This window comes from Flavobacterium hibernum (assembly GCF_000832125.1).
GTDB classification, from domain to species: Bacteria; Bacteroidota; Bacteroidia; order Flavobacteriales; family Flavobacteriaceae; genus Flavobacterium; species Flavobacterium hibernum.
Window position 1 is genome coordinate 88,784 of the sequence record NZ_JPRK01000009.1, and the last position, 19,453, is coordinate 108,236.

The 19,453-nt window shown below is 34.6% G+C and carries 12 protein-coding genes; 7 read left to right on the top strand and 5 right to left on the bottom strand.

The genetic code is table 11. The features are described 5' to 3' along the window. The first annotated feature begins 332 nt into the window (after positions 1 to 332). Positions 333 to 749, top strand: coding sequence for an OsmC family peroxiredoxin (locus IW18_RS11650; RefSeq protein ID WP_041517890.1), 417 nt, complete (start codon positions 333 to 335; stop codon positions 747 to 749). A gap of 72 nt (positions 750 to 821) precedes the next feature. Here IW18_RS11650 and IW18_RS11655 read toward each other — a convergent pair whose 3' ends face one another. After that, positions 822 to 2,090, bottom strand: coding sequence for a tetratricopeptide repeat protein (locus tag IW18_RS11655; RefSeq protein ID WP_041517892.1), 1,269 nt, complete (start codon positions 2,088 to 2,090; stop codon positions 822 to 824). Between the two features lie 39 nt (positions 2,091 to 2,129). Next, on the bottom strand, positions 2,130 to 4,775 hold the full coding sequence (gene gyrA / locus IW18_RS11660) for a DNA gyrase subunit A (protein ID WP_041517893.1): 2,646 nt from the start codon (positions 4,773 to 4,775) through the stop codon (positions 2,130 to 2,132). Between the two features lie 258 nt (positions 4,776 to 5,033). On the opposite strand from gyrA, the gene IW18_RS11665 reads away from it, so the two are divergent. From IW18_RS11665 to IW18_RS11675, 3 genes are all read left to right on the top strand, one after another. After that, positions 5,034 to 7,580 carry an ATP-dependent Clp protease ATP-binding subunit gene (locus IW18_RS11665; RefSeq protein WP_041517895.1) on the top strand — a complete coding sequence of 849 codons (2,547 nt, stop codon included), beginning with the start codon at positions 5,034 to 5,036 and terminating at the stop codon, positions 7,578 to 7,580. A gap of 138 nt (positions 7,581 to 7,718) precedes the next feature. Continuing rightward, positions 7,719 to 9,089, top strand: a complete 1,371-nt coding sequence (gene rimK, locus IW18_RS11670; RefSeq protein WP_041517897.1) for a 30S ribosomal protein S6--L-glutamate ligase — start codon at positions 7,719 to 7,721, stop codon at positions 9,087 to 9,089. A 291-nt stretch (positions 9,090 to 9,380) separates the two neighbouring features. Further along, positions 9,381 to 9,902: a DUF421 domain-containing protein gene (locus IW18_RS11675; protein ID WP_041517898.1), complete on the top strand. Its 522-nt coding sequence runs from the start codon at positions 9,381 to 9,383 to the stop codon at positions 9,900 to 9,902. A gap of 94 nt (positions 9,903 to 9,996) precedes the next feature. Here the strand turns inward: IW18_RS11675 and IW18_RS11680 are convergent, their stop codons facing one another. Genes IW18_RS11680 through hutH form a run of 3 tightly spaced genes read right to left on the bottom strand, consistent with a single transcriptional unit; the run spans position 9,997 to position 13,571 of the window. Continuing rightward, on the bottom strand, positions 9,997 to 11,331 hold the full coding sequence (locus IW18_RS11680) for an inorganic phosphate transporter (protein WP_041517900.1): 1,335 nt from the start codon (positions 11,329 to 11,331) through the stop codon (positions 9,997 to 9,999). A 32-nt stretch (positions 11,332 to 11,363) separates the two neighbouring features. Continuing rightward, the gene (locus tag IW18_RS11685; RefSeq protein WP_007810732.1) at positions 11,364 to 12,008 is read right to left on the bottom strand and encodes a DUF47 domain-containing protein; all 645 of its coding nucleotides are present in this window, start codon (positions 12,006 to 12,008) and stop codon (positions 11,364 to 11,366) included. Positions 12,009 to 12,056: 48 nt separating this feature from the next. Beyond that, positions 12,057 to 13,571, bottom strand: a complete 1,515-nt coding sequence (hutH, locus tag IW18_RS11690; RefSeq protein ID WP_041517902.1) for a histidine ammonia-lyase — start codon at positions 13,569 to 13,571, stop codon at positions 12,057 to 12,059. Between the two features lie 719 nt (positions 13,572 to 14,290). Between hutH and thrA the strand changes: the two genes are divergently transcribed. From thrA to thrC, 3 genes are all read left to right on the top strand, one after another. Then, complete coding sequence (gene thrA, locus IW18_RS11695) at positions 14,291 to 16,738, top strand: bifunctional aspartate kinase/homoserine dehydrogenase I (protein WP_041517903.1); 2,448 nt, start codon at positions 14,291 to 14,293, stop codon at positions 16,736 to 16,738. 148 nt (positions 16,739 to 16,886) lie between these two features. Next, the gene (locus IW18_RS11700) at positions 16,887 to 17,822 is read left to right on the top strand and encodes a homoserine kinase (protein WP_041517904.1); all 936 of its coding nucleotides are present in this window, start codon (positions 16,887 to 16,889) and stop codon (positions 17,820 to 17,822) included. 305 nt (positions 17,823 to 18,127) lie between these two features. Further along, a complete protein-coding gene (gene thrC / locus IW18_RS11705) occupies positions 18,128 to 19,417 on the top strand; it encodes a threonine synthase (RefSeq protein WP_041517906.1) in 1,290 nt (429 codons plus the stop codon). Positions 19,418 to 19,453 lie beyond the last annotated feature (36 nt).

Genomic DNA, 19,453 nt, shown 5'->3' on the forward strand with positions numbered 1-19,453 from the left:
TTTTTGTTGTAACGTTTTTTTTAACCTCAAAGAGCGCAAAGTTTCTTATAATAGATTGTTTTGAAAACACAAAGTAGACCTGACAGGTTTTAAAAACCTGTCAGGTCTAACTCAGTTCGCAATTCTACAAAATAAAGCTTTACGTACTTTGCGGTAAAATTCACTCCAATATTTATCTCATTTCAACCTGAAACATGAAACCCTAAACTTAACATTCTCATTAAATTTCACAAAACAGTTCTACAAAATATTGATTATATTTGATAATCTCATTATCTATTGATAATCAGAAAAATAAACAGATTCAATTATTAATCCTAATAACAACGAAAATGAAATTTACAAGAAAAGCAAATGCCAACTGGCAAGGAACCGGCATGGAAGGAAAAGGAACCATTAGTACGCAAAGCACAACGCTAGACAAAGCACAGCTATCCTTTAAAACAAGATTTGCGGATGGTGTTGGAACAAACCCAGAAGAACTTGTTGCTGCAGCACATTCTGGCTGTTTTACGATGCAATTAAGTTTTCTATTAAACGAAGGGGGTTTTACCGCAGATGATTTAAATACAGAAGCCACAGTAACTTTTGAAGATGGCACAATTACTTTGATTCATTTGGATTTAAAAGGAAAAGTACCAAACATCTCAGCCGAGGAATTCGCTACAACCGCCGCAAAAGCCAAAGAAATATGTCCTATTTCTAAACTTTTAAACACAACTATTACACTTACTGCAACTTTACTATAATGAAGTAATTTTTAGGCATAAAAAAACCATTCGCCGGGCGAATGGTTTTTTTTATTTTAAATCTGTTTACAATTACATTGTAGCTTTTAAAGCTTTTGCTTCAGCAGTCATTTCTAACGCTTTGTAAACCCCTAATAATGTTTTAGAAACATCTTCGTTTTTAGGATCTAATTCGTTTGCTTTTTTAAGGTATGGAATAACTCCTCTAAAAACATTCTCTCTTTGTGCTTTTAACACATTGTAACGTTTTGTGTCTTTATCAGAAGTTCCCAACTTGTTCATTTCATCAATGATAGGTTTCTCAGCTTCCAACTTCAATGCTGCCAAGTTAAGGTAAGCATTTGTATAGTTTGGATTGATTTCGATCGCTTTCAAATAATACTTTTCAGCATCAGCAGTATTTTTTGCATTTCCACTAAGAACTCCTAGATTAAATACTAAATCAGCGTTGTTTGGTTCTTTTTGCAAAGCCTCACCTACTAATTTTTTGTAAGTTTCATAATCTTTAGTTTCTAAGTATAAGTTAGCTTCAGTAAGAATTAAAGAACTATCGTCCGGATTTGTTTTTCTTGCATCTGCAACAGCTTTTTTAGCATCTTCAGTACGTCCTTTTTGAACTAAAATCAACGCTAAGTTTTTGTAAATCTCACCTCTTTTAGAAGGAATTGGTTCAGTTTTAGGTTTTTCGTGTGTTCCTAATTTTACAGCTAAATCTCTTTCGTTAGCAGTATTAAAACCATCTTCGTTACCAGAAGCTTTATTTACAGCAGTATAGCTAGTTCCTTTTCCAGAAAAATTGATTTTTTTCAATTCTTCATACATTGGTAAAGCAAGATCGAAATCCTGTGCATTTACAGCAGTCGAAGCTGCATAGTATAAATTGATTGTATCTTTTTTATCTAATAAATAAGCGTCATACAATTTTTTAGCACCCTCAGCATTCTTGTTTACTTTTGAATCTGCAATCGCTGAATTGATTAATTTTCCTTTAATATCAGTAATAGAAGCTGCAGCTTGAGTAGAATATTTAAGCTTTCCACTTGTTTTTTCAACTTCAATTAACTTTTTATAAGCTTCAGCAGCAAGTGACAAGTTTTTACTTTCTTCAACTTTTTTATTTGCTAAATCCAAATAAGCGTTACCTGTTACAAAATAGTACTGAGCTTGTTCAACATCTTTGGCATTTACTACCAAGTTTTCAGCATCTTTCAGGATTGTAAGAGCTCCTTGAGCATCTCCTCCTTTTAATGCTTTCTCAGCGCTTTTAATTTGATCTTTTTGAGCAAAAGTAGCTACTGAAATCAATAATGCTGATGCAAGTATTACATATTTACCTTTCATAGTATTCAATTTGTATATTTAATTATAAGTGGTTACTTTTTATTCCTCAGACTCTTCTTCTTCCTCAGAATCATCTTCGTCTTCAACTTCTTCATCAGTATCATCATCTTCATCGTCATCACCAGTTCCATCATCTTCAAGAACTTCTAAATCCGGCTTAACTCTTTCGATCACTGATTCAATAACATTTCCATCTTCGTCAACAACAACTTCGGCAACATCGTCTTTCATTACTTTCGTTACAGCAGCGATAGAATCTTTACCTTTTAAGTTAATCAATCGAACTCCTTGCGTTGCACGACCCATTACACGTAAATCTTCAATAGCCATTCTAATTGTTAATCCAGACTTGTTGATAATCATCAAATCATCAGCATCAGTCACGTTACTAATAGAAATTAATTTTCCTGTTTTTTCCGTTATGTTAAGCGTTTTCACACCTTTTCCACCACGATTTGTAATTCTGTAAACATCTTCACCATCGTCATCAACTAATTTAGTACGTTTACCGTATCCGTTTTCAGTTACAACTAAAATTTGTGTATCGTTTACATTCTCTTTATCAACTGTCACCATACCAATTACTTCATCAGTTTCATCTTTTAAAGTAATTCCACGAACTCCTGAAGCTGTTCTTCCCATCGGACGTGTTTTGGTTTCCTCAAAACGAACCAATTTACCAGATTTAACTGCCAGGATAATTTGACTTTCTCCATTAGTTAATTTAGCTTCAAGTAATTCGTCACCTTCTTTAATCGTAATAGCAGCAACACCATTTACTCTAGGCTTAGAATATTTCTCTAAAGAAGTTTTCTTGACCTGACCTTGTTTAGTTACCATTACAAGATTATGACTGTTGATATAATCTTTGTCTTTTAAGTCTTGTGTACAAATGAAAGCTTTTACTTTATCATCGCTTTCAATATTTACTAAGTTCTGAATTGCTCTACCTTTTGCCGTTTTGCTTCCTTCAGGAATTTCGTAAACACGCATCCAGAAACATTTCCCTTTTTGCGTAAAGAACATCATATATTGGTGGTTGGTTGCAACGAACATATGCTCAAGGAAATCCTGATCTCTTGTTCCTGCGCTTTTTTGTCCAACTCCTCCTCTATTTTGAGTTTTATATTCTGTTAAATTAGTACGTTTGATATAACCTGCATGAGAAATTGTAATTACTACATTTTCATCTGCAATTAAATCTTCGATACTTACATCTCCACCAGAATATTCAATTTGAGAACGACGAGCATCTCCGTATTTCTCACGAATTTCTTCAAGCTCTTCTTTAATTAATTTAGTTCTTAAATCAACATCTGCTAATAAAGCTTTTAAGTGCTCGATTAATTTCATCAATTCTTCAAACTCAGCTCTTAATTTATCTTGCTCCAGACCTGTTAACTGACGTAAACGCATCTCAACAATAGCACGAGCCTGAATATCTGATAATTTAAATCTTTCGATTAATTTCTCACGAGCTTCTTCTGTATTCTTAGAACCTCTAATAATTGCAATTACTTCATCAATATTATCAGAAGCAATAATTAATCCTTCTAAAATATGCGCTCTTTCTTCGGCTTTACGTAATTCAAATTGTGTTCTACGAACTACTACATCATGACGGTGCTCAATAAAATAGTGAATCATATCTTTTAGATTCAGCATTTGTGGGCGACCTTTTACAAGTGCAATATTGTTTACACTAAAAGAAGATTGTAATGAAGTATATTTATATAAGGTATTCAATACTACGTTTGGCGTAGCATCACGTTTCAGGATATAAACGATACGCATACCGTTTCTATCAGATTCGTCACGAATATTGGCAATACCTTCAATTTTTTTATCGTTAACTAAATCAGCCGTACGCTTGATCATTTCGGCTTTGTTAACCTGATATGGAATCTCAGTAACAATAATACATTCTCTTCCGTCAACTTCTTCAAAACCAACTTTAGCACGCATTACAATACGCCCTCTACCAGTTTTAAAAGCTTCACGAACTCCTTCATAACCATATATTACACCACCGGTTGGAAAATCCGGAGCTTTAATATGTGTCATTAATTCGTCAATTTCAATATCGTTATTATCAAGGTACGCAAGTGTTCCGTTGATAACTTCAGTTAAATTGTGTGGAGGCATATTTGTAGCCATACCAACTGCAATACCTGTTGCTCCATTTACTAATAAAGTAGGTACTCTTGTTGGCATTACTTTTGGCTCATATAATGTATCATCAAAGTTCAATTGAAAATCAACTGTTTCTTTTTCGATATCTGCCATAATATCTTCAGATATTTTACGCATTCTGGCCTCAGTATAACGCATTGCTGCAGGACTATCACCATCAACAGAACCAAAGTTACCCTGACCATCCACTAATAAATATCGCATACTCCATTCTTGAGCCATACGCACCATTGCATCATAAACCGAAGTATCTCCGTGTGGGTGATACTTACCCAGAACCTCTCCTACGATTCTTGCAGATTTTTTGTGGGCAGATCTTGAAGTTACACCTAAATCATACATTCCGTAAAGAACTCTTCGATGTACAGGTTTCAAGCCATCTCTAACATCAGGAAGCGCTCTCGATACAATTACTGACATCGAATAATCGATGTAAGCAGATTTCATTTCATCTTCTATGTTAATAGGAATTAACTTTTCTCCGTCAGACATAAGTTGTTATGTTTAAAAAATTATATTAGTTTCAAAGCGTGCCAAGATACGTTTTTTTGGAATTTTTTCAGCTATTTCCTTACACTTATTTCAATGATTTATTAACAACTTTATTTCTACTTTTAGTTAATAAATTAAGCGTTTTTTAACGCTTTTATTGTTATTTTTTTTGTCAATTAGCTGTCAGGAGTTCTTGAAGGGTACGGTTTTTGTTTTTCAAACTGTAATTCACTAAATTTACAATACCAATTATATATTATGGATGATAATTTTTCACCAAGAGTAAAAGATGTTATTACCTACAGTAAAGAGGAAGCCTTACGTTTGGGCCACGACTTTATTGGTACTGAACATCTAATGCTAGGCATTTTAAGGGATGGAAACGGAAAAGCTATTCATATACTTAATAACCTTGCAGTCGATCTAGATCATTTACGCAGGAAGGTAGAAATACTGAGTCCAGCCAATCAAAGCGTTGAAGTAAATGCTGAAAAGAAAAATCTTCATCTTACCCGTCAAGCGGAAAGAGCACTGAAGACAACCTTTCTGGAAGCAAAAGTATTTCAAAGCTCGTCAATTAGCACAGCTCACTTGCTTTTATGTATCTTACGAAACGAAAACGATCCAACAACCAAGCTGTTGAATAAGCTAAAAATAGATTATGACATAGCTAAAGAACAATATTTAAACATGACTCCAAACGAAGAAGAATTCTTAGAAAACTTGCCAAGAAACGAATCATATAATGATGATTCAGGACAAGATGACAGTCTTAAAGAAAGTAGTTTCAATAATCCCGCCAATAAGTCAAACAAAAAATCTAAAACTCCGGTTCTAGATAATTTTGGGAGAGATTTAACAGAAATGGCCGAGGAAGGAAAACTAGATCCGGTTGTAGGACGCGAAAAAGAAATTGAACGTGTTTCGCAAATCTTAAGCCGTAGAAAAAAGAACAACCCGCTACTTATTGGAGAGCCTGGAGTTGGTAAATCTGCTATTGCAGAAGGACTTGCGCTACGTATTATCCAAAAGAAAGTATCTCGTATTCTTTTCAACAAACGTGTTGTAACTCTAGATTTAGCCAGCTTAGTTGCAGGAACTAAATATAGAGGACAGTTTGAAGAAAGAATGAAAGCTGTAATGAACGAACTAGAGAAAAATGACGATATCATTCTTTTCATTGATGAAATTCATACTATTGTAGGTGCTGGTGGAGCAACTGGTTCTCTAGATGCTTCAAACATGTTTAAACCTGCTTTAGCGAGAGGCGAAATTCAATGTATTGGTGCTACTACTCTTGATGAGTACAGACAATATATTGAGAAAGACGGAGCTCTTGAAAGACGTTTCCAGAAAGTAATTGTAGAACCAACTTCTGTTGAAGAAACAATTGCTATTTTGAACAACGTAAAAGACAAATACGAAGATCACCACAATGTAACGTATACTCAAGAAGCAATTGAAGCTTGTGTAAAATTAACCAACAGATATATGTCTGAGCGTTTTTTACCAGACAAAGCTATTGATGCTCTTGACGAAGCAGGATCTCGCGTGCACATTACTAACATTGATGTTCCTAAACAAATTCTTGATTTAGAACGTCAGTTAGAAGAAGTTCGCGAAATGAAAAACTTGGTGGTTAAAAAACAGAAATACGAAGAAGCTGCCAAACTTCGCGATGACGAAAAACGTATCGAAAAAGATCTTGCTGTTGCACAAGAACAATGGGAAGAAGACTCTAAAAACAATAGAATTGAAGTTACAGAAGATAATGTAGCCGATGTTGTTTCGATGATGACCGGAATTCCTGTAAACAGAATTGCACAGACAGAAAGCAACAAATTAGCCAAATTACCTGAATTGATTCAGAACAAAGTAATTGGTCAAAATGAAGCCGTTCTTAAAATCGCACGTTCTATTCAGCGTAACAGAGCCGGACTTAAAGATCCGAACAAACCAATTGGTTCGTTTATTTTCTTAGGTCAGACTGGAGTTGGTAAAACACAATTAGCAAAAGTTCTTGCAAAAGAATTATTCGATTCTGAAGATGCGTTAATCCGTATTGACATGAGCGAGTACATGGAAAAATTTGCAATCTCTCGTTTAGTTGGAGCGCCTCCAGGATACGTAGGATACGAAGAAGGTGGTCAATTGACCGAAAAAGTTCGCAGAAAACCATATTGTGTTGTGTTATTAGATGAGATCGAAAAAGCACATCCAGATGTGTTCAATATGATGCTTCAAGTTCTTGATGATGGATATTTGACAGATAGTTTAGGTCGCAAAATTGACTTTAAAAACACAATCATTATCATGACATCTAACGTTGGTGCACGTCAGTTAAAAGATTTTGGACAAGGTGTAGGATTCGGAACTGCTGCTAAAGTGGCTCAAGCCGATGAAAACTCAAAAAGCATAATCGAAAATGCATTGAAAAAAACCTTCGCTCCTGAATTCTTAAACAGAATTGATGACGTAATCGTATTTAACGCATTAGAAAAACACGATATTGATTTGATTATCGAAATTGAACTTGCGAAACTATATACTCGTGTTTCTGAATTAGGTTACAAATTGAATCTTACAGATAAAGCGAAAGCATTTATCGCAGAGAAAGGTTTTGACAGACAATTTGGTGCAAGACCTCTAAAAAGAGCCATTCAGAAATATGTTGAAGATTTGTTAGCAGAAGAAATCATCACTTCAAAAATACACTCAGGTGATGAGATTTTAATGGATCTAAAAGATGACTCTCAGGAACTTTCTGTAGAAATTCATAAAGCCGAAGAGCCAACGAATCAATAAAAAGTTTAACTTTATAACAGAAATAACAAACCCGTTACGTTTTCATAACATAACGGGTTTATTCTTTAGTTCAAATTCTATATTTATCAAAAGTAAATAGTTATTTTTGAATATTAAATTCTATAATAAAAACTACGTATGCTTCAAAACAAAGTCATTTTAGGTAGCGAAGAATGGTGTTCATTTCCAGAACTAGGAATCCCGACCATTAAGGCTCGTGTAGATTCTGGCGCCAAAACTTCGGCAATGCACGCGATAAACATAGCTCCTTTCATAAAAAATGATGCCAATTGGGTAAAATTCGATATCAATCCAATTCAGAATAATATAAAAACCATCATTCATTGCGAAGCTCCTTTGGTTGATAAAAGAATTGTAAAAAGTTCAAGTGGCTTTAGAGAACACCGTTACGTAATTCAGACTCATCTAAAAATTGGCGATATAAAATGGCCAATAGAAATGACCTTAACCAATCGTGACTCTATGGGTTTCAGAATGCTTTTAGGACGTGAAGCCATGAGTGGACGTGTCTTGGTAGATCCTGAAGAAAAGTATTTATTAGGACAACCTACTCCCGAAGCTTTAAAAGAATTATACCAAAACTCTGAGAAAGCAACTTCTGGTTTACGTATTGGTCTTTTAGCCAGTAACCCAGAACTATATAGCAATAAACGAATCATGGAAGCAGGCGAAATGCGCGGTCATGAAATGCATTTTTTAAACATTAAAGAATGCTACATGAAGCTTGACGCTAAAACCCCTGAAATTCATTACAGAGGCGGAAAAATATTAAATCAGTTTGATGCTATTATTCCCAGAATCAGACCGAGCATTACATTTTACGGTTGTGCCTTAACGCGTCAGTTTGAAGCTTTAAAAGTTTTTGTTTTAAATTCGGCTACAGCCATAACACAATCACGTGATAAACTATACTCACTTCAATTGCTTTTAAATAGCGGAATCGATATTCCAACAACTGGTTTTGCCAACTCCCCTCTTGATACTGACAATTTAATTAAAATGGTTGGAGGTTCACCCTTAATCGTAAAATTATTAGAAGGAACACAAGGAAAAGGTGTTGTTTTGGCTGAAACTAAAAAAGCGGCAGAAAGTGTTATTAATGCTTTCAAAAGCTTAAATGCTAATATTTTGGTTCAGGAATTCATTAAAGAAGCAAACGGAAAAGACATTCGTTGTTTTGTAATCGACGGAAAAGTGGTTGCAGCCATTCAGCGTGAAGCAATGCCGGGAGAATTTAGGGCAAATATTCACCTTGGAGGAACAGCTTCAGTTATAAAAGTTACTGCCGAAGAAAAAAAGATCGCCATAAAAGCCGCAAAAGCAATGGACTTAAAAGTAGCCGGAGTTGATATTATTCGTTCATCAAAAGGACCATTATTACTAGAGGTCAACTCTTCTCCAGGTCTTGAAGGAATCGAAGGCGCAACCAATAAGGATGTTGCCGGAGAAATGATTAAAGCAATCGAAAAGAATTTTAAACTGATATAAGCAAAGTTCATTTAAACTTAATTACACATAAATAATTTAGCAGCTTTGTCGAAGTTTTAAGCCAAGACTTAAAAAAAAAAATTAACAAAATACGATCATACACAATCTTGTCATTCCGAGGAACGAGGAATCTTCGCAAGTAACTCCGCAAACAAAATCGATTATCTTTGTCGAGCTTCTTGCGAAGATTCCTCGTTCCTCGGAATGACAAAACTCAACGCAAAGCTTTGTCGAAGTTTAAAACTTTGACAAAGCTTTTTTATTTAACTTTAATAAAACAAAAGAATCAAAATGATACAATTTCCTTATTTAGATATTATTTTTAGAAGCGTTGCGGTTTATTTTTTTATGACAATTGCCTTAAGAGTTTTTGGAAAAAAAGAACTTTCGCAATTAAATACTGCCGACATTATTCTGATTTTATTAATTAGTAACTCCGTTCAAAATGCAATGGTTGGTCCTGACACAAGTCTTTCCGGAGGTTTAGTTGCCGCTCTTGTTTTATTTGTAATTAACTTCATCATTAAAAAACTAACCCACAAATACAAAATAGTTAGTGATTTATTATTGGATAAACCACAAGTCCTAATTCACAACGGAAAACTAGACTTTACTATATTAAGCAAATTAGACATTTCTGACGACGAATTAAAAGAAGCAATGCGTGAACACGGAATCGAACATTTCTCTGATGTAAAGCTTGCTATGCTAGAAATTGATGGCACTATAAGTATCATCTCTGGAGATAAAAAGAATCTCAAACAAACGCATTATAAACGAAAACACAATCACAAGAATCTACAGAAGTTTTAACCCAAAAGAAAAAGCCGATTTCTAAACGAAATCGGCTTTTTTTATATGAATAAAATATGATTTTTAGTTCTCACATTTTATAGAAATCATTTTATTATGAGATAAAAACACTCAAAATATAGTATACCAAACCTGCTAATAAAGCTGAGATTGGAATAGTCAAAATCCAAGCCCAAATTAAACTAACTGTAACTCCCCAACGAACTGCAGATACACGTTTTGTTAATCCAACACCAATAATAGAACCAGTAATAGTATGCGTTGTACTTACCGGAATTTTTAAATGCTCTGTAAAATAAAGCGTTAAAGCTCCAGCTGTTTCAGCAGCAACACCTTCAAACGAAGTTACTTTCGTGATCTTAGAACCCATTGTTTTTACAATTTTCCATCCACCACTTAAAGTTCCCGCAGCAATAGCAGAATAACACGCTAACGGAATCCATCCAGGCATTACTCCTTTTACACCTAAATCATCATTTGGCAAAACAACATCTAACCAAGCATCCATGTGCACACCCGGATTTGTATTGATATAAACCGCTACAGCAGCAGCAATAATACCCATAACTTTTTGAGAATCGTTTCCTCCGTGACCTAAACTAAATGCAGCAGAAGAAAGTAATTGCATTTTTTTCAAAGCAGCATCTGCCTGATGTAAGTTTAAACTACTAAATATCAAACAAAAAGCACTAACCGTTAGGATGATAAAAGCAACTAAAAACCATTTAATATTATGTGGATCAAAAGCAACACTCCAAAAATGAGAATCGAACCTAGGTTTTTCAATCTCAGAATAAGGAACCATTAAACTACTAACCACCCAAACCGTTACAATCATTAAAGCAACTGTAAATATCTTAGGACCAATACTTTTACGAGAAGCATTTAGTAACCAAATCGAAATTAAATAAGAAGCTAAAGCTCCCAATAGTGGCGCTAAAACAATAAATGCAATAATAATAAGAACTCCCGAAGGCATTCCACCATCTTTTCCTACTTTATACCAACTTACGATTTGATACCAATAATGTGTAGTTCCATCTGCATCAACATAACCAGAAAAACCATGTACTGCGATAGCGTGAGCAACTGCTGCTCCAGCAAAACCACCAATCAAAGTATGTGAAGAACTTGAAGGAATTCCTAACCACCAAGTCAATAAATTCCAACAAATTGCTGCAATAACACCGGCTAAAATTACAACCAAATTAATCTCCATGGTGTGCGCTGTCTTTGCAACAGTATCTGCAACACCAAATCCGAAAACCCAGTAAGCCAAAAAGTTAAAAAATGCTGCCCAAAGAACTGCCTGAAAAGGCGTTAGAACCTTTGTGGCAACAACTGTTGCAATAGCATTTGCCGCATCATGAAAACCATTGATGTAATCAAAAATTAAGGCTAATACTATAATAATTATAAGTAGCGTCATAAATTATAACTTCAGAATGAAATAAATTGAATTTAAGAATGTTTTACAGAAATAGATTCTAGTATGTTTGCAACACTCTTACATTTATCTGTTGCAGATTCTAAAACAGATAACACCTCTTTATATTTAATAATATTTTTGGCATCTGTTTCGTTTTCAAAAATTTCAAAAACTGCTTTATTATAAACGTTATCAGACTTGTTCTCTAGTTTATTAATTCTAGCACAAGCATCTTTTATGACTTTGAAATTCTTTAAATTTCTTAATTCTTTTACCGCACTATCAATGTTTTGACAAGCTTCAAGATTGATTTCAGTCATTTTTCTGATAGATTTTGTAATCTTATCAACCTGATACAATCTCATTCTACTTGCAGCACCATGCAAATAATCTGCTACGTTATCAATCGAAGTAATCAATGTGTGAATATCCTCTCTATCAAATGGAGTAATAAAATTTCTACTCAATTCAAGATTGGTTTGACGCGTAATGTCTTCTCCTTTTTGCTCTAATTCATCAATTTTTTGAAAAAGAACTTCTCTTTCTTTCAATGGAAGGTTTACAGCTTCGTGTAAATTAGAAGCTAATTCAATTAAATTGCTTGAAGCCTCTTCAAAAAGTGGAAAGAATTTCTTGTCTTTCGGCACTAAAAATTGGAAAATACTGTTTATTGACATTGTTTTATTTTTGATAGTGCAAAATTACTTCAATAATATTCTACAATGTTAAGCCATTGTTAACAAATCGTTTTCAATTTGGAAACTATCCAGGAATGCAACGGTTTTTTCGATGTCGTAATGTAAGATTCTATCCTCTTTTACCAAAGGCACAACCTCTCTATAACTACTTAAAAACATCTCGATAAAATCGCTTGATTTCAACGGTTCTCTGTACGCAATTGCCTGTGAAGCATTTAATAATTCAATTGCCAAAATGCGCTCTAAATTATCCATAACGCGCAATGCTTTTGTCGCTCCATTTGCCCCCATACTTACATGATCTTCTTGTCCGTTGCTCGAAACAATACTATCAATACTTGATGGAGTTGCCAATTGTTTATTTTGGCTTGCAATACTTGCAGCTGTATATTGCGGAATCATAAATCCTGAATTTAATCCCGGATTATCTACTAAAAATGCAGGAAGATTACGCAATCCCGAAATTAACTGATACGTTCTTCTTTCAGAAATACTTCCCAATTCGGCCAAAGCAATTGCCATAAAATCTAATGCCAAAGCCAAAGGTTGTCCGTGAAAGTTTCCACCCGAAATAATCTGATCAGCTTCAATAAATATATTTGGATTATCGGTTACCGAATTGATTTCGGTTTTGAATACTTTTCTAACATAATCAATCGCATCTTTTGAAGCGCCGTGAACCTGTGGCATACAACGGAAAGAATACGGATCTTGCACGTGTTTTTTCTCTTGCGCAATAATTTCGCTTCCCTCAAGGAATTCATTTATACGTTGTGCCGTAATTATTTGACCCTTGTGAGGACGAATAAAATGAATCAATTCGTTAAATGGCTCAATTCTTCCATCAAAACCTTCTAATGAAATAGTTCCAATTAAATCTGCCAAATAAGAATACTTGTAAGCTTTTAATAAAATATGCGCTCCATAAGCACTCATAAACTGAGTTCCGTTTAATAAAGCCAAACCTTCTTTTGATTGCAAAATAATAGGTTCCCAACCAAAATGTTTTAAAACTTCGGCAGAAGCAACTTTTTTTCCTTCAAACAAAACTTCACCTTCTCCTAATAATGGTAAAGATAAATGTGCCAAAGGCGCCAAGTCTCCAGAAGCCCCTAAAGAACCCTGAGTATAAATAATAGGCAGAATATCATTATTGTAAAAATCGACCAAACGACTAACGGTTTGCAATTGAATTCCTGAATGACCGTAACTCAAAGATTGAATTTTAAGCAACAACATTAGTTTTACAATTTCGGCAGGAACTTCTTCTCCGGTTCCGCAAGCGTGAGATTTTACCAGGTTTTCCTGAAGTTTAGATAAATTTTCATTCGAAATTTTCACATTACAAAGTGACCCAAAACCAGTATTGATACCATAAATAGGTTCAGAATGTGATGCCATTTTTTTATCTAAATAGTCACGACATTTTTGAACATTTACTTTTGCTTCTTCTGATAATTCAAGTGTCTTTTGATTGACAATTATTTCTTGTAAAGCTTCTAAACTTAAAGTTTCAGTACTTATATAATGGATTTCTCTCATGATGTTTGTATTTTAAGACATCAAAAATCAGCAAATCAATATTAAAAAGCAACATTTGTTCATAATAATTAAAATTTGATCAATTCCTATTCCTCACTTTTACTTATTTCACAATCCATATTCCACAAAAAACCAGCTCTTTATTTGACTGAAACAATTCTAAATTTCATTTTTAAAAACCGAAAAAATCATTTTCCTACTAATCATATAGGCTAAAATCACTAAAATTTTAGTTCCATTTTAGAAAAATCAATGAAATAAGCTTCCGGAAACTTCACAAATGCAAAGCCAAATATGTGAATACGCCAATTTTACAACTCTAATTTTAACAAATGCTCAATATTAAAATTCTTCTATTTGAATTATTAAAATATTCGCAAAAAGAACTTTACGTTTTTTAACTTTTATAAAAAACTGTACTTTTGACACATCAAATGAAAAGTAACAGCGCAAAATATCAATCTACAATGACAACTCCAACTAGAGTTGCAATTGCTGCTACAACAATTTCTACTACAACTACTACTACCCCTTAGGGGTATACATTTTACATATAAACCTAGGTTATCTATACTTTTTTCTTGAAAGAAGAGAGTTATTGGATACATAAAAAACATTTACAAAGAAAAAAAAGTCGCAGTTTTTAGTTTCAGTTCACAGTTGATAAAATTTGAACCTTTGTTACTCAAAATCTTTGCACCTTATTAAAAAACATCAAAATGAAAGTATTAAAATTTGGCGGAACTTCGGTTGCCAATGCTCAAAATATAAAACTCGTTCTCGAAATAGTAAATCAAAAATCTAAACAAGATAAATTAGTTGTAGTAGTTTCTGCTCTAAGCAAAGTGACCGATTTATTGCAATTAGCAGCAGCAAAAGCAGCAGCAAACGACGAAAGCTTTAGAGAAATTGTAGCCGAAATCGAGAAAAAACATCTTGACACTTTAAAAGAATTAATTCCGGTAAGCGAACAAAGTAGTTTATTAAGCCACGTAAAAAGAATCATCAATCATTTAGAAACATTATTGGATGGTTGTTTTTTATTGGGTGAATTATCTCCACGAACTGCCGATACTATTTTGAGTTTTGGAGAATTACTTTCGTCTTATATTATTGCGCAGGCTTATCAGCAAATCGACAAAAATGTTGTTTATAAAGACAGTCGCGAATTAATTAAAACAGATCATAATTTTGGTAAAGCCGTTGTAAACTTTGAAGTTTCGAACCAATTGATTCAAGGTTATTTTGCCGAAAATCAATCGCAAATTAATATTTTACCCGGATTTATCTCTCAGACTCTTGACGGAATCACTACAACTCTAGGTCGTGGCGGTTCTGATTATACTGCAGCTATTATTGTCGGAGCTCTTGAAGCAGAGCAGTTGGAAATCTGGACAGATGTAAACGGTATGTTTACAGCAAACCCAAAAATTGTAAAACAAGCAAGACCAATTGCAACAATTTCGTATCAGGAAGCGATGGAATTATCGCATTTTGGTGCAAAAGTGTTGTATCCGCCAACAATTCAGCCCGTTTTAAGAAAAAACATTCCAATTTTAATCAAAAATACTTTTGAACCGGAAGCCGAAGGAACTTTAATTTCGAATCACGTTTCATCAAAAGACACCGTTGTAAAAGGAATCAGTCATATTGATCATATTTCGTTGGTAACTCTTGAAGGTCCGGGAATGATTGGAGTTGCGGGTTCATCAAGACGTTTATTCGAAGTATTGTCTCAGGAAAAAATCAATGTTATTTTTATTACTCAGGCATCTTCTGAGCATTCTATTTGTATCGGAATTTTAAATTCTGATGCAGAAAATGCCGAAATCGCAATCAATAAAGCTTTTGAAGTAGAAATTCTTCAAAATAAAATTGATCCTGCGATTGTAGAAAAAGACCTTTGCATTATTGCTTTGGTAGGTGAAAACATGAAAAATCACCAAGGTTTAAGCGGAAGAATGTTTAGTACTTTGGGAAAAAATAACGTAAACATTCGTGCCATTGCGCAAGGTGCTTCTGAACGTAATATTTCGACTGTAATTAACGAAAGAGACGTTAAAAAAGCATTGAACACTTTACACGAAAATTTCTTTGAAGAAAACACTAAACAGCTCAACTTATTCGTGATGGGCGTTGGAAATGTGGGCGAAAAATTCATCGAACAAATTCACTCTCAAAAGAAATTCTTAAAAGATAATTTAAAGATCAATGTTCGCGTAATTGCTTTGTCGAACTCTAGAAAAATGCTTTTCGACGAAGACGGAATTTCTCTAAAAGAATGGCAAGCCAATTTAGACAAAGGCGAACCTGCAAACAAAGAAGAGTTTATCGAACGTGCCAAAGATTTGAATTTACGTAATAGTATTTTTGTTGATATTACAGCAAATGCAAGCGTTTCTGAAACTTACGAAAACTTCTTAAAACAAAGTATTGCGGTTGTAACTTGTAATAAAATTGCCTGTTCATCTGCTTACGACAATTATAAAAAATTAAAAAACCTATCACGTCAGTACAACGCTCCGTTTTTGTTTGAAACTAATGTTGGTGCAGGTTTACCAATTATTGATACTGTAAAAAACTTAATTGCTTCTGGCGATAAAGTGCATAAAATCCAGGCGGTTTTATCAGGAAGTTTAAACTTCATTTTCAATAATTTCGACAAAAATAATTCTTTTCACGATGTTGTAAAAGAAGCCGGAGTTCAAGGTTTTACAGAACCTGACCCAAAAATTGACTTGAGCGGAATTGACGTTGCACGTAAAATCCTAATTCTTATTCGCGAAAGCGGTTACGAAATGGATATTGATGCCATTGCAAACGAATCGTTCTTGCCTGCCGAATGTTTAGCAACAGCAAACAACGATGACTTTTTTGCTTCGCTAACCAAACATGCTACACATTTTGAAGGTATTTATAACGAAGCTTTAGCAAAAGATTCAAGATTGAAATACGTTGCTCAATTCGAAAACGGAAAAGCAAGTGTTGGTCTTCAATTCATTCCAAAAGATCATCCTTTTTATAATCTAGAAGGAAAAGACAATATCGTTCTTTTCTACACAGATCGTTACGTAGATCAGCCTTTATTGATAAAAGGCGCCGGTGCCGGAGCAGCTGTTACGGCTTCAGGAATTTTTGCGGATGTAATTCGTATTGGAAACGTTTAGTAGAGGTACAAAGGCTCAAAGGTGCAAAGGGACAAAGTTAGAAACCTTTGAACCTATGAACCTTTGCCGCTTTGAACCTTAAAATAAAAAATATTGAGTGGCAAGACCTCTGAACCTTTGAACCTTTGCCACTTTGAACCTATAACAAATGACACAAATAAAACTATTTTGCCCGGCAACTATTGCAAATCTCTCATGCGGATTTGACGTACTTGGACTTTGCTTAGACAATGCGGGCGATGAAATGATTGTTCGAAAAGTAGATCAAAAAGGAGTTCGAATCACAAAAATTGTGGGTGCCGATTTGCCTTTGGAAACTGAGAAAAACGTTTCGGGAGTTGCGGCTCTTGCAATGTTAGAAGCTTATGAAAGCCATTTTAAAGTGATCGATTTTGGATTTGAAATCGAAATCTACAAACATATTAAAGCCGGAAGCGGAATTGGAAGCAGCGCTGCAAGTTCGGCTGGAGCAGTTTTTGGAATTAATGAATTATTAGGACAACCCTATTCTCGTAAGGATTTGGTGCAATTTGCCATGCAGGGCGAAAAATTAGCCAGCGGAAACGCACACGCAGACAACGTTGCTCCTGCCCTTTTAGGCGGATTTACTTTGGTAAGAAGTTATGCTCCGCTTGATATTATCAGGATTGATAGTCCCGAAGAATTGTTTGCAACGGTGGTTCACCCTCAAATTGAATTGAAAACTTCGGATGCGCGTTCGGTACTAAAGCAAAATGTTTCCTTAAAAAGCGCCATTATGCAATGGGGAAATGTGGGCGGATTAATCGCAGGTTTATACACCAAAGATTATGATTTAATTGGAAGATCGCTTCACGACGAAATTGTTGAACCTCTGCGAAGCGTTTTGATTCCGGGATTCGATCAAATCAAACAAACGGCTCTTGAAAATGGTGCTTTAGGTTCTGGAATTTCGGGTTCTGGTCCCTCGATTTTTGCGCTAAGCCGAGGAAAAAACACCGCCGATCAAATTGCCAAAGCCATGAGCGAAGTTTACGAAAACATGAATTTACCATATGAAATTCACGTTTCGAAAATTAATCCTGATGGTGTGCGCATTTTGTAAAAAGTATTAAGTACGAAGAATTAAGTATTAAGAGTTGTACATAACGTTTGTCAGGCTGAGCGGAGTCGAAGCCCACGCAAAGTACAGACACAAAGTATAACCATACCGTTTGTCATTCCGAGGAACGAGGAATCTCCACAAGTAACTCCATAACGTGAGTCCAATCTTTGTCGAGCTTCTCGCGGAGATTCCTCGTTCCTCGGAATGACAAAAAAAACGAATATAACTATTGGAATTTGGAATTTTAAAATTGGAACTTATTTATCCCATTTCTAAAATCTAAAGTCTAAAATCTAAAATTAGAAATGAAATACTATAGTTTAAACCATAATGCCCCAAAAGTTTCCTTCAAAGAAGCTGTTATACAAGGATTAGCGAGTGATAAAGGATTATATTTCCCTGAGAATATAACGGCTTTAGATGCGTCATTTTTTGATAAAATCGAAAGTTTAAGCAACGAAGAAATCGCTTTTGAAGCCATAAAACAATTTGTTGGAGACGAAATTCCAGCTGAGAAACTAAAAGAAATTATTGCCGAAACTTTATGTTTTGATTTTCCTGTTGTGAAAGTCGAAAACGGAATTTACTCTTTGGAGTTGTTTCACGGACCTACAATGGCTTTTAAAGATGTTGGAGCGCGTTTTATGTCGCGTTGTTTGGCATATTTTAATAAAGACAAAAAAGACAGTAAAAACACGGTTTTAGTTGCTACATCTGGAGATACGGGCGGTGCTGTTGCAAGCGGATTTCTGAGCGTTGACGGTGTTGATGTTGTGATATTATATCCGTCAGGAAAAGTGAGCGACATACAGGAAAAACAATTAACGACTTTAGGACAAAACATAAAAGCGCTGGAAGTTGATGGTGTTTTTGATGATTGCCAGGATATGGTAAAAAAAGCGTTTTTGGATGAAACTTTAGCGCACAAAAACCTAACCTCAGCAAATTCTATAAATATTGCGCGTTGGTTGCCGCAAATGTTTTATTTCTTCTTTGCTTACAAAGCCTTGAAAAGCCAAAACAAACATTTGGTTTTCTCTTGCCCAAGCGGAAACTTTGGAAATATCTGCGCCGGAATTATGGCAAAAAAATTAGGTTTACCAATTGAGCATTTTGTTGCGTCTACAAACGTAAACGATACCGTACCAAGATTTTTAGAAAACGGAAAATACGACCCGAAACCTTCTAAAGCGACAATTTCTAACGCAATGGATGTTGGAAACCCAAGTAACTTTATTAGAATTCAAGAATTATACAATAACGACTTAAAAGCTTTCGAAAAAGACTTTTCATCGTACAGTTATACTGATGAAGAAACACTAGTTGCTTTAAAACAAATCTATAATACTGATGGTTACATCGCAGAACCACACGGCGCTGTTGGTTATTTAGGTTTGAAAAAAGAATTGGAGAAACACCCTAACGCCATTGGTATTTTCTTAGAAACAGCGCATCCTATTAAATTTCTAGATGTCGTTGAACCAGCTTTAGGAATTACGCTTCCTATTCCTGCTCAAATTGAAAGTGTTATTAATGAGGAGAAAGTTAGTGTGAAGATTTCTAGTTATGAGGAATTGAAAGCTTTCTTAGGGTAAAAAACATATACAAAGATGATCAAAGCGAGTATAAAA

Coding starts and splice junctions, on each gene's coding strand:
- IW18_RS11650 (WP_041517890.1), top strand. CDS start 333: ATGAAATTTACAAGAAAAGCAAATGCCAACTGGCAAGGAACCGGCATG.
- IW18_RS11655 (WP_041517892.1), bottom strand. CDS start 2,090: ATGAAAGGTAAATATGTAATACTTGCATCAGCATTATTGATTTCAGTA.
- gyrA (WP_041517893.1), bottom strand. CDS start 4,775: ATGTCTGACGGAGAAAAGTTAATTCCTATTAACATAGAAGATGAAATG.
- IW18_RS11665 (WP_041517895.1), top strand. CDS start 5,034: ATGGATGATAATTTTTCACCAAGAGTAAAAGATGTTATTACCTACAGT.
- rimK (WP_041517897.1), top strand. CDS start 7,719: ATGCTTCAAAACAAAGTCATTTTAGGTAGCGAAGAATGGTGTTCATTT.
- IW18_RS11675 (WP_041517898.1), top strand. CDS start 9,381: ATGATACAATTTCCTTATTTAGATATTATTTTTAGAAGCGTTGCGGTT.
- IW18_RS11680 (WP_041517900.1), bottom strand. CDS start 11,331: ATGACGCTACTTATAATTATTATAGTATTAGCCTTAATTTTTGATTAC.
- IW18_RS11685 (WP_007810732.1), bottom strand. CDS start 12,008: ATGTCAATAAACAGTATTTTCCAATTTTTAGTGCCGAAAGACAAGAAA.
- hutH (WP_041517902.1), bottom strand. CDS start 13,571: ATGAGAGAAATCCATTATATAAGTACTGAAACTTTAAGTTTAGAAGCT.
- thrA (WP_041517903.1), top strand. CDS start 14,291: ATGAAAGTATTAAAATTTGGCGGAACTTCGGTTGCCAATGCTCAAAAT.
- IW18_RS11700 (WP_041517904.1), top strand. CDS start 16,887: ATGACACAAATAAAACTATTTTGCCCGGCAACTATTGCAAATCTCTCA.
- thrC (WP_041517906.1), top strand. CDS start 18,128: ATGAAATACTATAGTTTAAACCATAATGCCCCAAAAGTTTCCTTCAAA.